The sequence below is a fragment of the Pseudomonas sp. LBUM1666 genome (assembly GCF_059695775.1).
In genome coordinates this window covers 5,904,522-5,918,697 of the sequence record NZ_CP166789.1, presented here as the reverse complement: position 1 = coordinate 5,918,697, position 14,176 = coordinate 5,904,522, and the positions used below count along the sequence as shown (strand labels likewise).

The 14,176-nt window shown below is 61.3% G+C and carries 12 protein-coding genes; 9 read left to right on the top strand and 3 right to left on the bottom strand.

Annotated elements, in window-relative coordinates; translation table 11 throughout:
• Nucleotides 1–25 precede the first annotated feature (25 nt).
• The gene (locus ACA056_RS27345) at nucleotides 26–997 is read left to right on the top strand and encodes a thymidylate synthase (protein WP_438661234.1); all 972 of its coding nucleotides are present in this window, start codon (nucleotides 26–28) and stop codon (nucleotides 995–997) included.
• A gap of 124 nt (nucleotides 998–1,121) precedes the next feature.
• Here ACA056_RS27345 and cadR read toward each other — a convergent pair whose 3' ends face one another.
• A complete protein-coding gene (gene cadR / locus ACA056_RS27340; RefSeq protein WP_010466748.1) occupies nucleotides 1,122–1,571 on the bottom strand; it encodes a Cd(II)/Pb(II)-responsive transcriptional regulator in 450 nt (149 codons plus the stop codon).
• Between the two features lie 85 nt (nucleotides 1,572–1,656).
• Between cadR and ACA056_RS27335 the strand changes: the two genes are divergently transcribed.
• The 8 genes from ACA056_RS27335 (at nucleotide 1,657) to ACA056_RS27300 (ending at nucleotide 11,229) form a co-directional block, all read left to right on the top strand.
• The gene (locus ACA056_RS27335) at nucleotides 1,657–3,930 is read left to right on the top strand and encodes a heavy metal translocating P-type ATPase (protein WP_497269121.1); all 2,274 of its coding nucleotides are present in this window, start codon (nucleotides 1,657–1,659) and stop codon (nucleotides 3,928–3,930) included.
• 16 nt (nucleotides 3,931–3,946) lie between these two features.
• The gene (locus ACA056_RS27330; protein WP_497269119.1) at nucleotides 3,947–4,810 is read left to right on the top strand and encodes a LysR family transcriptional regulator; all 864 of its coding nucleotides are present in this window, start codon (nucleotides 3,947–3,949) and stop codon (nucleotides 4,808–4,810) included.
• Nucleotides 4,811–5,046: 236 nt separating this feature from the next.
• Nucleotides 5,047–6,123: a putative 2-aminoethylphosphonate ABC transporter ATP-binding protein gene (locus ACA056_RS27325; protein ID WP_497269117.1), complete on the top strand. Its 1,077-nt coding sequence runs from the start codon at nucleotides 5,047–5,049 to the stop codon at nucleotides 6,121–6,123.
• Nucleotides 6,123–7,847: a putative 2-aminoethylphosphonate ABC transporter permease subunit gene (locus tag ACA056_RS27320; protein ID WP_497269115.1), complete on the top strand. Its 1,725-nt coding sequence runs from the start codon at nucleotides 6,123–6,125 to the stop codon at nucleotides 7,845–7,847. The genes ACA056_RS27325 and ACA056_RS27320 overlap by 1 nt, the downstream gene beginning before the upstream one ends.
• 31 nt (nucleotides 7,848–7,878) lie before the next feature.
• Nucleotides 7,879–8,904: a putative 2-aminoethylphosphonate ABC transporter substrate-binding protein gene (locus ACA056_RS27315; protein ID WP_497269113.1), complete on the top strand. Its 1,026-nt coding sequence runs from the start codon at nucleotides 7,879–7,881 to the stop codon at nucleotides 8,902–8,904.
• A 117-nt stretch (nucleotides 8,905–9,021) separates the two neighbouring features.
• Nucleotides 9,022–10,155, top strand: a complete 1,134-nt coding sequence (locus tag ACA056_RS27310) for a TIGR03364 family FAD-dependent oxidoreductase (RefSeq protein ID WP_497269111.1) — start codon at nucleotides 9,022–9,024, stop codon at nucleotides 10,153–10,155.
• A complete protein-coding gene (locus ACA056_RS27305; RefSeq protein WP_497269109.1) occupies nucleotides 10,155–10,721 on the top strand; it encodes a phosphonate degradation HD-domain oxygenase in 567 nt (188 codons plus the stop codon). Before ACA056_RS27310 ends, ACA056_RS27305 begins: the two co-directional genes overlap by 1 nt.
• Nucleotides 10,722–10,806: 85 nt before the next feature.
• A complete protein-coding gene (locus ACA056_RS27300; RefSeq protein ID WP_497269107.1) occupies nucleotides 10,807–11,229 on the top strand; it encodes a hypothetical protein in 423 nt (140 codons plus the stop codon).
• A 126-nt stretch (nucleotides 11,230–11,355) separates the two neighbouring features.
• On the opposite strand, the gene ACA056_RS27295 is transcribed toward ACA056_RS27300, so the two are convergent.
• Together ACA056_RS27295 and ACA056_RS27290 are read right to left on the bottom strand one after the other, a co-directional pair.
• Complete coding sequence (locus ACA056_RS27295; protein ID WP_497269105.1) at nucleotides 11,356–12,732, bottom strand: GTPase/DUF3482 domain-containing protein; 1,377 nt, start codon at nucleotides 12,730–12,732, stop codon at nucleotides 11,356–11,358.
• Nucleotides 12,725–14,104 (bottom strand): DUF2868 domain-containing protein, encoded by a 1,380-nt coding sequence (locus ACA056_RS27290; RefSeq protein ID WP_497269103.1) that lies wholly within the window; start codon nucleotides 14,102–14,104, stop codon nucleotides 12,725–12,727. Before ACA056_RS27290 ends, ACA056_RS27295 begins: the two co-directional genes overlap by 8 nt.
• Nucleotides 14,105–14,176: the final 72 nt, after the last annotated feature.

Here is a 14,176-nt window from a genome sequence, read left to right as displayed (position 1 = left end):
CCGGGTTCAAGGACACAGGTAACTCATGAAGCAATATCTCGAACTGGTCGCCCACGTCATCAAGAACGGCACCAAACAGGCCAACCGCACCGGCGTGAACACCATCAGCTTCCCTGGCGCGATGCTGCGTTATGACCTGAAGGAAGGTTTCCCGGCGATCACCACCCGCAAAATGGCCTTCAAATCAGCCATCGGCGAGATGTGTGGTTTTCTGCGCGGGGTGAACAACGCCGCCGAATTCCGTGCGCTGGGCTGCAAGGTCTGGGATCAGAACGCCAACGAAAACGCCCAGTGGCTGGCCAACCCGTTCCGTCAGGGCGAGGACGACCTTGGCGAGATCTACGGCGTGCAATGGCGCAAATGGCCGGCGTACAAGCAGATCCCGGTCAGCAATCAGGCCGCCATCGAACAGACCCTGAGTCAGGGCTACCGCCAAATCGCCGAAGGCGAAGAAGACGGCCAGGCTTACGTGGTGCTGTACAAGGCGATCGACCAGATCCGCCAGTGCGTCGACACCATCATCAAAGACCCGGGCAGCCGCCGCATCCTGTTCCACGGCTGGAACGTCGCGCAGCTCGACGAAATGGCCTTGCCGCCGTGCCATCTGCTGTACCAGTTCCACCCGAATGTCGAGACCAAAGAGATTTCTCTGACCCTCTACATCCGCTCCAACGACCTGGGCCTGGGCACGCCATTCAACCTCACCGAAGGTGCCGCTCTGCTGAGCCTGATCGGTCGCCTGACCGGCTACACGCCGCGCTGGTTCACCTATTTCATCGGTGATGCCCACGTCTACGAAAACCACTTGGACATGCTGAATGAACAGCTCAAGCGCGAGCCGTTCCCGATGCCGAAACTGGTGATTAGTGATCGTGTGCCGGAGTTTGCCAAGACCGGTGTGTATCAGCCGGAGTGGCTGGAGTTGATCGAGCCGAGCGATTTCTCGCTTGAGGGTTATGAGCATCACCCGCCGATGACCGCGCCGATGGCTGTCTAAAGCCCCACGCAATACCCCTGTAGGAGTGAGCCTGCTCGCGATGACGTCGACACATCCAATATCGATGTGACTGAACAACCGCTATCGCGAGCAGGCTCACTCCTACATTTGATTTGTGTTGGGCTCAATGGCCGTGACTGCGGCCAACATGAGAATGCTCAACCTCCGTCGCCACAACCCCGCCGCTGACCTCCAACCGCTGCAAAATCCCGCATTGATCAATATCCGGCCCTTCGCCACACCTTTGGCGCAGGTCGAGCAGTTGTGTCTGCAACGCCATCAACCCATCGATCCGCGCCTTCACGTGATGAATGTGTTCGTCGATCAACGCATTCACGCTTTCACACTGATCCTGCGGACTGTCGCGCAAGGCCAGCAGGCTGCGGATTTCTTCCAGCGTCATGTCGAGCGTGCGGCAGTTGCGGATGAAGGTCAGGCGCTCGGCATGGGCCTGGGTGTAGACGCGGTAGTTGCCGTCGCTGCGGGCTGGCTCCGGCAGCAGGTTTTCGCGCTCGTAGTAGCGAATGGTTTCCACGGCGCAGTCGGTGAGTTTGGCCAGTTCTCCGATCTTCATGACGGCAATCTCCAAAAGGGTGCTTGACCCTATAGTGGCTACAGGGTCTTTACTTGGCAACAGGCACCTTTCCGGACGCGACCCAATGAGCGATTCCCTTCACACGCACAAACCCGAGGCTGATCACGATCACGATCACGATCACAGCCACAAGCTGCAGCCTGTGCAGAAACATGAGCATGGCAGTCACGGGGATTCCTGCTGTTCGTCCAAAGTGGCGGCGCCGTCGCTGATCAAACTCAGCGAAACCCCAACGGCTGGCGCGCGCCTGAGCAGTTTCCGCATCGACGCCATGGATTGCCCAACCGAGCAGACGCTGATCGAGAACAAACTCGGCAAACTCGTGGGTGTGCAGCAACTGGAATTCAACCTGATCAACCGCGTGTTGGGCGTCACCCATGACCTGCCGAACACCGCGCCGATCATCGACGCCATCAAGTCCCTCGGCATGCAAGCCGAGCCGATAGAGCAGGGCGCTGAACCGCCAGCGCCGGCTCCCGAGAAAAAGCCCTGGTGGCCCTTGGCGCTGTCGGGTATTGGTGCACTGGCCGCCGAAGTGATCCACTTCACCAACGCCGCGCCGAACTGGGTTGTGGCGGTCATCGCGCTGATCTCAATCCTCAGCGGCGGCCTCGGCACCTATAAAAAGGGCTGGATCGCACTTAAAAACCTCAACCTGAACATCAACGCGCTGATGAGCATCGCGGTGACTGGCGCGATCCTGATCGGTCAGTGGCCGGAAGCGGCGATGGTGATGTTCTTGTTCACCGTGGCCGAGTTGATTGAGGCCAAGTCTTTGGACCGGGCGCGCAACGCCATCGGCGGCCTGATGCAGATGACCCCGGAACAGGCCACGGTGCAGCAGGCCGACGGCAGTTGGATCGAGCGGGATGTCAAAACCATCGAGTTGGGGGCGCGAGTACGGGTGCGTCCCGGTGAGCGGATTGGTCTGGACGGTGAAGTGGTGGCGGGCAGTTCAACCATCGATCAGGCGCCGATCACCGGTGAAAGCCTGCCGGTGGAGAAGACCATCGGCGATAAAGTCTTCGCCGGTACCATCAACCAGGCGGGCTCGCTGGAATACACCGTGACCGCAGCGGCCAACAACTCGACCCTGGCGCGGATCATCCACGCCGTGGAACAGGCCCAAGGCGCGCGGGCACCGACCCAGCGTTTCGTCGACAGTTTCTCGAAAATCTACACCCCGGCGGTGTTTATCCTGGCCCTCGCCGTCGCTGTGATTCCGCCACTGTTCATGGGCGCCGCATGGTTCGACTGGATCTACCGGGCGTTGGTGTTGCTGGTGGTCGCCTGCCCATGCGCGTTGGTGATTTCCACCCCGGTGACCATCGTCAGCGGCCTCGCGGCAGCGGCGCGCAAAGGGATTCTGGTGAAGGGCGGCGTCTATCTGGAGGGCGGTTACAAGCTCGATTACCTGGCCTTGGACAAGACCGGCACGATCACGCACGGCAAACCGGTGCAGACCGATTACCTGTCGCTTGATCCGACTGCGGACGAATCAGCCCCGGCGATTGCGGCAGCGCTCGCTGGTCGTTCGGATCACCCGGTGTCCTTGGCCATCGCCAACGCGGCTGTGGATAAACAACTCGCACCGCTGACTGTGGATAACTTTGAGGCGCTGGCCGGTCGCGGTGTACGCGGCGAAATTAACGGTCAGGTTTACCACTTGGGTAATCACCGTTTAGTGGAAGAACTGAACCTGTGCTCGCCTGCGCTGGAGGAAAAGCTGTTCGCGCTGGAGAAACAGGGCAAGTCCGTGGTGCTGCTGCTCGACAAATCCGGCCCCTTGGCGCTGTTCGCCGTAGCCGACACCGTGAAAGAGTCCAGCCGCGAGGCGATTCAGCAACTGCACGATCTGGGCATCAAAACCCTGATGCTGACCGGAGATAACGTCCACACCGCTCAGGCGATTGCCTCGCAAGTCGGCATCGACGAGGCCAAGGGCGATCTGTTGCCGACAGACAAGCTGCAAGCCATCGAAGCCCTTTATGCACAGGGCCATAACGTCGGCATGGTCGGCGACGGCATCAACGACGCTCCGGCGCTGGCGCGAGCCGAGATCGGTTTTGCCATGGCAGCGGCGGGCACCGATACCGCCATCGAGACCGCCGATGTCGCCCTGATGGACGATGATCTGCGCAAGATCCCGACCTTCATCCGGCTGTCACGGCAAACCTCAAGCATCCTCAAACAGAACATCGCCCTGGCATTGGTCATCAAAGCGATCTTTCTTGGGGTAACCTTCGCCGGGATCGCCACCATGTGGATGGCGGTGTTCGCCGACATGGGTGTGAGCCTGTTGGTGGTGTTTAACGGTTTGCGCCTGTTGCGCAAATAAGCGATGAGGAAAGGGTGTGCTGAGTGCCGAGCTGAAGGCGTTTTACATGGTTGCCCGCCTGGGCAGCATTACCCTCGCGGCCAAGAAGCTCGGCCTGAGTCAACCCACGGTGACGACGCAGATAAAGCATCTGGAAAGTCAGTACTCGGTTGAACTGTTCTACCGTGGCGGCCGCCGCCTCAGCGTCAGCGACGAAGGTGCGCGGCTGTTGCCGATGGTCAAGGCGCTGTTGCAGCAGGAAGCCGACATCGAGTTTTTCCTGCGTAACAGCGGTCAGGTTCAGGGCACGTTGCGCATCGCGGCCACGGCGCCTTACTACATCCTTGATCTAGTGAAGACCTTTCGCGAACGGTTGCCGCAGGTGGAAGTGTCGGTGGAAATCGGCAACTCCCAGCAGGTGCTGGAGGCACTGGAGGAATACCGGGTTGATGTCGCGGCTTCATCGCAGTTGCTCGAGGATGCACGGCTGATCCGGCGGGTGCTGGGCAGCGATCCGCTGGTACTGGCGGTGCATCGCAATCATCCGCTGGCGGTCCACGACCATGTGCCGCTCAGTGCGTTGGCCGGGCATACGTTGTTGATGCGCGAGTCGGGTTCGACCACTCGTCAACTGACCGAAGAGTTGTTGGCCAGCGCGGGGGTGTGTTTCGGACCGTTGCTGGAGATCGGCAGCCGTGAGTCGATTCGCGAGGCAGTGCTGCGCAACATCGGTATCAGCATCATTGCCCGGCAGGAAGTGCCGCATGATCCGCAACTACGCGTGCTGACCATCGAGAATGCGCCGCAGATTCCTGAGTATTTGTACTGCCTCAAGGAGCGCAAAGGCGCGCGGCTGCCGGCGGCGTTTCTGGGGTTGGCGCAGGAAATGGCTCCGGCTTAAGATCTTCGTCGCCTGTTAGGGCCTCATCGCGAGCAAGCTCGCTCCCACATTGAAACGCGTTCCCCTGTGGGAGCGAGCTTGCTCCGGGCGGCGATCCGACGATGGCGTCAGCTCAGGCACCACCTGACCTGAACCAAAATCCTTGAATACCACTATCAGCCGTTTTTGCCTCACTGCCACATGACGGACGCATTACAAATCTAGGATGGCCTTCATCTGCTTGATGAGGCCTTTCCATGAACCACTCGATCGCAACTGCCCTGACCAACCCCGGCGCCCCGATGAAAGTGCGCGGCGTGCAGAAACGCTTCGGCGCCTTCACCGCGCTGGATAACGTTTCCCTCGACGTGGCAGCCGGTGAACTGGTGTGTCTGCTCGGTCCGTCGGGCTGCGGAAAAACCACCTTGCTGCGCTGCATCGCCGGTCTGGAGAAACAAGACAGCGGCGAGTTGTACCTCGGCGATCGCGACGTTTCCCACCTGGCGCCCCAGGCTCGGGACTACGGCATTCTGTTTCAGTCCTACGCGCTGTTTCCCAATCTCACCGTCGAAGCGAACATTGCCTACGGCCTCGCCGGCAGTGGTCGCGATGAAGTGCGCAAGCGTGTTGGTCAGATGCTGGAGCTGGTCGGCTTGATTGGCAGTGAGAAAAAGTACCCCGGCCAATTGTCCGGTGGCCAACAGCAACGCGTCGCACTGGCCCGAGCCTTGGCGCCGGCGCCGTCCTTGTTGTTGCTGGACGAACCGATGTCGGCCCTCGACGCCAGGGTCCGCGAGCATCTGTGCACCGAACTGCGCCAGCTACAGCGCAACCTAGGCATCACGACCCTGATGGTCACCCACAATCAGGACGAAGCCATGCTGATGGCCGACCGCATCGCCGTGATGAACAACGGCAAGGTCGAGCAATACGCCACGCCGCAGGAAATCTACGACCGCCCGGCCACGCCGTTTGTGGCTGAGTTCGTCGGCCAGGGCAACTGGCTGCCATTCCAGCGCAGCAGCGACAGCCACGCCCAGGTCGGAGGGATGAACATGCGCCTGGCCGCCGATTCGGGCAACGCCGCCTCGGGTCGTTTGTTCTGTCGCCCCGAAGCGATCAACGTCAACCCGCCCGTACATGAAGAAAACCTGTTTCCGGCCAAGGTTCGCGAGATCACCTTCCTCGGCAACCGCTGCCGCATGAGCTTCGAACTCGATCAACTGCCGGGTCATGCGCTGCTGGCGGAACTGGCGCCGGAAGCCATGCCGCGCCTCGGCGCCCAGCAGATCATGGTCGCCTTGCCTCCGCGCAGCCTGCAGGTGTTTGCCTGATGAGCGCGAACCTCGCGCTGCCGATACCACACAAGCAGGTTCGGCAGACCTCCCGTGCCGAGATTGGCGACCGGGTGTTCGTGGTCGGCGGCAAAGTCCTTTTGCTGGTGTTACTCGGTGTCGCGGTACTGATGCCGTTGCTGGCGATCTTCTGGCGCGGTTTCAGCTCTGAAGCCGGGCAGGGCGGCGGTCTGGTGGCTGCCCGTGAATTGGTGACCAGTGCGAATTTCCACTGGTTGCTCGGCAACAGTTTGAAAGTGTCCCTCAGCGTTGCGGCGATTGTCGTACCGCTGGCTTACTTGTTTGCCTACGCCCTGCAACGCACGTTGATACCGGGCAAAGGCATCTGGCGCGGCATGTCGCTGTTGCCGCTGATGGCGCCATCGATGTTGCCGGGGATTGCGCTGGTCTATCTGTTCGGCAACCAAGGCATGCTGCGCGGTTTGCTCTCGGACAATATCTACGGCTTCTGGGGCATTGTTCTGGGTGAGGTCATCTACACCTTCCCACACGCGCTGATGATTCTGCTGTCGGCGCTGTCCCTGGCGGATGCGCGACTCTTCGATGCCGCCTCCAGCATGGGCGCGAGTCCGGCGAAAGCTTTCCGTAGCATCACCTGGCCTGCGACTCGTCAGGCTGTGTTCGCGGCGTTTTGTCTGGTGTTCACCTTGACCATCACCGACTTTGGCGTGCCCGTTGTGGTCGGTGGCGATTATCAGGTGCTGGCACTGGAAGCCTACAAAGCCGTGGTTGGCCAGCAACAATTCGGTCGCGGCGCATTGATCGGCATGGTCCTGTTGCTGCCGGCGCTGTTCAGCTTCGGTGTCGACGCCTGGCTGCGTCGGCGTCACGGCGACTCCATGAGCGGTCGGGCACAGGTCTTTCAACCGGCGCCGTCGAAACTGCGGGACGGATGCTACCTGGCGATCGTGCTGTTGATCTGCGCAGTGTTGCTGCTGGTGTTCGGCATGGCGGTGTACTCGTCGCTGGTGAAATTCTGGCCGTACAACCTGTCGCTGTCACTCAACCATTACCAGTTCAACGACACGGCGGGCGGTGGCTGGCTGGCCTATGGCAACAGCGTGAAGATGGCGTTGTGCACGGCGTTGATCGGCAGCGTGCTGATCTTCACCGGTGCCTACCTGATGGAGAAAACCAAGGGCCAGCGCGGGCTGAATCTGACACTGCGCATGCTCAGTTTCGTACCGATGGCGGTGCCGGGTCTGGTGCTGGGCCTGGGTTACGTCTTTTTCTTCAACCTCAGCGGCAACCCGCTGCATGTGCTCTACGGGACCATGACCCTGCTGGTGGTCTGCACCATTGCTCACTATTTGACCACCGCACAAATGACCGCCACCACCGCGCTGCGCCAACTCGACGCCGAGTTCGAAGCCGCCGCGCTGTCGCTCAAGGCGCCGCTGTATCGGCATTACCTGCGGGTCACCGTGCCGATCTGCCTGCCGGCGCTGCTGGACATCGTGCGCTACCTGTTCGTCTCGGCCATGACCACCGTTTCGGCAGCGATCTTCCTCTATAGCCCCGACACCATCCTCGCGGCGGTGGCGGTGCTGAACATGGACGATGCCGGCAACGTCGGCGGCGCTGCGGCGATGTCGACCCTGATTCTGATCACCTCGGCGGGCGTGTCCCTGCTGCTGGCCTGGGCTTCGCGCGGTTTGCTGCGTCGCTCCCAGGCCTGGCGGCAGACCGCGCCCGGTCATTGATTCAACCCCTCAACTCAAACAGGAAAAGATCATGTTCAAGCCTATGGCCCTGGCCGCTGCTGTCCTCACCGCTTTCAGCCTGAGCGCCTTCGCGGCGAAAACCGAGTTGACGGTGTACACCGCCCTCGAAGCCGAACAACTGAAGACCTATAAAGAAGCCTTCGAAAAGGCTAACCCGGATGTCGAGATCAAGTGGGTGCGCGACTCCACCGGCATCATCACCGCCAAACTGCTGGCCGAAAAAGCCCGCCCGCAAGCTGACGCGGTGTGGGGCCTGGCGGCTTCAAGCCTGGCGATTCTCGACCAGCAAGGCATGCTGCAAAGCTACGCGCCGAAGGACCTTGGCAAGATCGGCGGCAACTACCGCGACGCCGCCAACCCGCCGGCCTGGGTCGGCATGGACGTCTGGGCCGCGACCATTTGCTTCAACACTGTCGAAGCCGAAAAGCAGGGTTTGACCAAACCCGTGAGCTGGCAGGACCTGACCAAGCCAGAGTACAAAGGCAAGATCGTCATGCCCAACCCGGCCTCGTCCGGCACCGGTTTCCTCGACGTTAGCGCCTGGCTGCAAACCTTCGGCGAAAAGCAGGGCTGGCAGTACATGGACGACCTGCACCAGAACATTGGCCAGTACGTTCACTCCGGTTCCAAGCCTTGCAAACTGGCGGCTGCGGGTGAATTCCCGATCGGTATTTCCTTTGAATACCCGGCCGTTCAGCTGAAGCGCCAAGGTGCGCCGCTGGACATCATCCTGCCGAAAGAAGGCCTGGGCTGGGAGATCGAAGCGACGGCTGTGATCAAGGGCACACCGCATGAAGAGGCGGCGAAGAAACTGGCTGACTTCTCCGCCAGTCCAGCGGCGATGGAGCTTTATAAAGAGAACTTCGCCGTGCTCGCGCAACCGGGTATTGCCAAGCCGCAAACCGAATTGCCGGCGGATTATGAGCAGCGTTTGATCAAGAACGACTTTGCCTGGGCGTCGAAGAATCGCGACGAAATCCTCACCGAATGGCGCAAGCGCTATGACGGCAAGTCCGAGAAAGTGGCCGCCAAGTAAGATCTTCATCGGCTGACAGGGCCCCTTCGCGAGCAGGCTCGCTCCCACTTTGGAATGCGTTCCCCTGTGGGAGCGAGCTTGCTCGCGATAGCGGTCCTGAGATCAGGACAAAACCCCATGACACAACACAACGACATGCTGATCGTCGGCGCCGGCATTCTTGGCCTGTCCCACGCCTACGCCGCCGCCAAACGCGGTCTCAAGGTCACCGTTTTCGAACGCAGCGAAACGCCTTTGGGCGCATCGGTGCGCAACTTCGGCCAAGCCCTGGTCACCGGCCAACCACCGGGCCCGATGCTCGAGCTGGCCAAGACCAGTCGCGAAATATGGGGCCAATGGGCACAACTCGCCGGCCTGCAACTCAAGCGCAATGGCTCGTACCTGTTCGCTCGCACCGACGCCGAAGAACACCTGCTGGAAGCCTTCTGCGCCGGTCGCGCCGTGGAACACGGTTACCGCGTCGAGCTGTTGCGCGGCGCTGCATTGCGTGACTTGTATGGCGGCCAATTCAGCCATCACCGCGCCGCGTTGCACGGGATGGACGATCAGCAACTGTATTCCCGTGAAGCCATTCCAGCGCTGATCGACTACCTGCGCCGCGAACTCGGCGTCGTATTTCACTTCTCCACACTCGTGCGCGACATCGAGCCCGGCCGCTTGCACAGCACCGCCGGATCCTTCAGTGCCGAGCAGATCATCGTCTGTTCCGGCCACGATTATCAGACGCTGATGGCTGAGCCGATCGCCGAACTCAACCCGCAAATCTGCCGCCTGCAAATGCTCCGCGCCCGACCGCAAATCAACCTCAACCTGCAACACGCGTTGCTCACAGGTTTGAGCTGCGTGCACTACGGTGCGTTTGCCGATCTGCCGGAAGCGGCGGCGGTGCAAGCGCAAATCCTGCGAGAGGAACCGCATCTGCATGAAAACGGCATTCACCTGCTGATCAGCCCAACGCCGTATGGTGAATTGATCATCGGCGACTCCCACCATTACGGCAGCGACCCGTCGCCATTCAATGCCGAGCAAGTGGACAGCTGGATGATTGAACTGGCCGAGCAGACGTTGGGCTGCAAGGTGCAAGTGGTCGAACGCTGGCAGGGCGTCTATGGTTCTCGTGGACCGGGGCCGTTTTCGTTTCTGCGTCCGATGCCGGGTGTGAGCGTGGCACTGATGCACACGGGGGTCGGCATGAGCGTCGGGCCGGCGATGGCTGAATGTAACGTAGCGACATTGTTGGGAGAGCGTTGATGGACCGCAATGAGCAAGTGATCGCCGAGGTGTTTGGTTTGTACGAGCGCTTTGGCGACAGCGATTACATCGGCGAGCCGGTGTCGCAGATCGAGCACATGTCCCAGGCCGCCGAACGGGCCATGGCCGAAGGTTTCGATGATGAGGTGGTGCTGGCGGCGTTCTTCCACGACATCGGGCATATCTGCGCCGAGAGCGCCGAGAACATGGGCGGCTTCGGCGTGGTCAGTCACGAGCGTCTGGGCGCGGATTATTTACGCCGCGCAGGTTTCAGCGAGCGCATGGCGCGGCTGGTGGAATACCACGTTCAGGCCAAGCGTTATCTGACGCTCAAGGAGCCTGGGTACTACGAGCGCTTGAGTGAAGCCAGTCGCCGCACTCTGGAGTATCAGGGTGGGGTGATGACCGCAGCCGAAGCTGAAGCCTTCGAGAAGGATCCGTTGTGTGCCGTCAGTTTGCGCATGCGGCAGTGGGATGAGCAGGCCAAGGAAATGCGGGTGCCGGTGATCGATCTCGAGGTTTTAAAGCGTAAAGCCGCGAGTGTCTTGTCCGGCGAGGCGCGTTGATTTGTCTCACAGGCAATCCAGAAACAGTGGATGGATCGCCTTGCGGTAACGGTTCAATCTGGGCTTTTCGCAAGGAAGCGCACGGATGCGTTATTTGAAAGTGATTGCACAGGATCGAAGCGGGAAGGGTGCGGCAGATACCGTTCATTTTGAGTTTTATGAAAATGACCAATTGCAGCGAGAGGCGACCAATGCAGATCGACAGCGGCTCCAGTCGTTCGGCAAAACCTATTTGAAATGCGCCTGGTTCAACGTGGGTGAAGGTGAGGAGCGACACCTGCGGATCTTTTCGCAGAATCCATCCGCTGACGGCACACCTGAAACGGTGCGCCTGCATTTTCATGAGGGACAGGCGATTGCCTATAAAGCCGCGGCTCACGATCTTGATAACGATGGTGGACTGGAGGTGATATTGAGTTCGGATGTGGACAATGACGGGCGCGCGGATCGCACGGATCGCAATCGTGTCAGGTCGTTGGTGCGGGAGCTTTTGAAGGCCGGCGGGTAGTGATCAAACTGCGCCACCGAGTTAAGGCCATCGCGAGCAAGCTCGCTCCCACAAGGGAACGCGTACTCCTGTGGGAGCGAGCTTGCTCGCGATGGGGTCAGGGCCGACACCGCAGATTGCGGACCTTTAAAGCTGCTGCGTCAACGCTTCGATCTGCTCTTGCCGCTCCGCCTGATTCAACTTCGGATGCGGATTAAGCGACGACCACTGCGGATGCGCCCGCGCCTTGTTCAGCGGTTCGGGCAGTTTGCCTTCGCGCCAGGATTTGTCCTGGGGTGTGGCGACCTGAATGCTGTCCATCGCTGCATGCCCACGTGCATTGAGCGCTTGCAGCAGTTGCCGCTGACGCAATGCCAATAGCCGCAGCACGCTGTCATCGACGGTCAGCTCTCGCTGACCTTTGATCTTGCCCAATAACCGGCTGCCATAACTGCGCGCGGTTTGCAGGGCGCCGCCGGCAATCGCGCCGGCCAGTGCCGCTGCGCCAAGGGTCAGCCCGCCCACCAACAAGTCGACCCCGGCCCCGGCTGCCGCGCCGGCCGCGATACCGCCACCGACTCGCACGCCGAGCTGTTTCAGGGTTTCCGGGTTGAACAGGTCGTCACCCCAACGGCCATCGAGCAGTGGCAAATCACTGGCCGCTGCGTCCTGTGGGCGGAAGGCGTAGAGCTTGAGCAGCGCTTCGACGCAGCGTTGTTCCCGTTGTCGAACCGCTTTGCGCAGTTCGTTGATGGCCTGCTGTTCTTGCTCGGCTTCACTGACCACGCTGCGCCGGCAGGCGGCGCAATCAATCAATAATTCGGCAATCAGTCGCGCCGCACTCTGTTGACGAGCCAGGCGTTGGGCTTGCTGATCGGCGATCAGGCGTTCCAGTTGTGGGCGGGCGTTTTCCAGCAACAGCGCGAGGCTTTCATAGAGTCGACGTTCGCCATCCTCCGGCGGTGCGACGCTGTCGAAGCGGACCAATGCGTGCAAGCCCAGACGTGCCAACGCTTCGCGCCAATCAGGCTCGCGGTGGTTGGCGCTGCTGACAAAATTCAGCACCGGCAGCAGCGGTTTGCCGCAGCTGGCCAACACTTCCAGTTCGTCGCGGTACTTGGCCAGCACCGGTTCCCGGGCGTCGATCACATAGAGGCCAGCGTCGCAGGTCAGCAATTGCCGCAGCACTTTGCCTTCTTGTTCGAAACGCTGCCGTGCTTCGCTTCCTTCAAGGAAGCGCGCCAGTCGGGCCGGGCCGTCGAGGCGCTCGCCGGGGCGTTCCAGACGTTCGAGGTAGTCGAGCAGGGCGATGGCGTCTTCCAGGCCCGGCGTGTCGAAGAGATCGAGCAACGGCTCGCCGTCCACTGACAACCGCGCGCCTTCGACGTGGCGGGTAGTGCTCGGGCGGTGGGAGACTTCGCCAAAGCCGACATCGCGGGTCAGCGTTCGCAGCAATGAGGTTTTGCCGACGTTGGTGTGGCCGACCACGGCGAGCTTCAAGGGCGGTTTCCAGGGGTTAGTCATGACCGCTCTCCAGCCAGTTCAGCGGCGCGCAATCGGCGAACGGCAGGTCCAGCTGTTGCAGCGCCACGTGCCAGTCACCCAGCCTTTCGGCATCCAGCGCTTCGCCCGGCGGTGCTTGCAGCAGCCAGACGCGGGTGGCGCTGGCGCTGCGCGCCAGTTCGGCGATCAGTGCCAGACTGCCGCGGTCCGGCGAACGTCGCGGATCGCAAGCGATGGCCATACGGGCCGGGGGGAAGCGGCTCAGCTGTTCTAGGAGTTTGTGCCGCGATTCGCGGCTGTCGAGGATGCCTGCGTTGCCCACGGTTTTCGGTAATTGCGGCGGCCATGGACGTTGATTGTCCAGCTCGATGGCGACCAACAACGCACCATCGCTTTGCAGGTCGCTGACGCCGCTTTCAATAGGGTGCAGTTGCTCTGGCGCAGCATCGCTGATACCCAGGCGTTCACTGGTCGGCATCAGCCGTTCGCGCAATTGGGCGTAACCGGGCAGGTTCAAATCCAGACGCAATGCCGCTTGGCCTGTTTTCCAGCGCCACAGGCAAAACAGGGCCAGCAACAGTCGCGGCAAAACACCGTAGACGACCAGCACGCCGACCAGCCATGTTGCCCAGGCCTGACGGGCGCTTTCGATGTTCAGCGCGGTATCGCCGCTGGCGCGGATCATTTCCACGCTGGGTACGCTGAAGCCTAGCAGGGCCGGCAGGGCGCCGAGGGCCTGGGTCATGGCGACGAAGGTGTCGCCGCCGAGGAGCGTGGTTTCCCAGACGAAGCCGTAACGCCGGGTCGCCATCAGCATCAACAGCATGACCAGCGCGCTGAGCATTGCCAGCAACCACAAACCGTTGACCAGTACGCCGACTGCCCAGCGATTGAGTTTCTGTCGTTGCAGCAATAGCAGCAGGGCCGGGGCCAGTTGCGCGGCTTTGGCATCGCGAGCGAGTTTTTCGCTGAGCCATAACCATAAGCGGCCGAGGGTGGCGCCGTGTTCGCCAGCGAAGGCAAGGCCCAATGCCCAGCTCAGCAATAGAATCAGGTTCAGTCCGAGCAAACTGCCCAAGGCCCAGAACACATTGACCGGGGTTTGTCCGTCGCCCAGCGCGGCAATCGCCAGGCCGGCGCCGCTGGCAACGGCGAGAACAGCCAGCACCAACAGTGCCAGCCGCGCCCCTTGCAGCCAATGTTTGAGGGCGCTGGACAGTCCATCGCGCTCGGCCAGCCACAGGGCGCGGCGTTGAATGCGTGTCGGCAGGTCGCCGCCGGCGCTGCGGGCCAGTCGGTTGGCTTCCAGATCATCCAGGGGGCCGGCGTGTTCTTCACGCAGGCGCACCGTCTCGGTCAGCCAGAGGTTTTGCAGTGGAGTCAGTTCAGTCACGCGGCATCCCGTCGCTTAATTCAGTGGTGAGCATAACCGCTGTGGCGCTTATCGGGGTACGGGAGGCTCTGG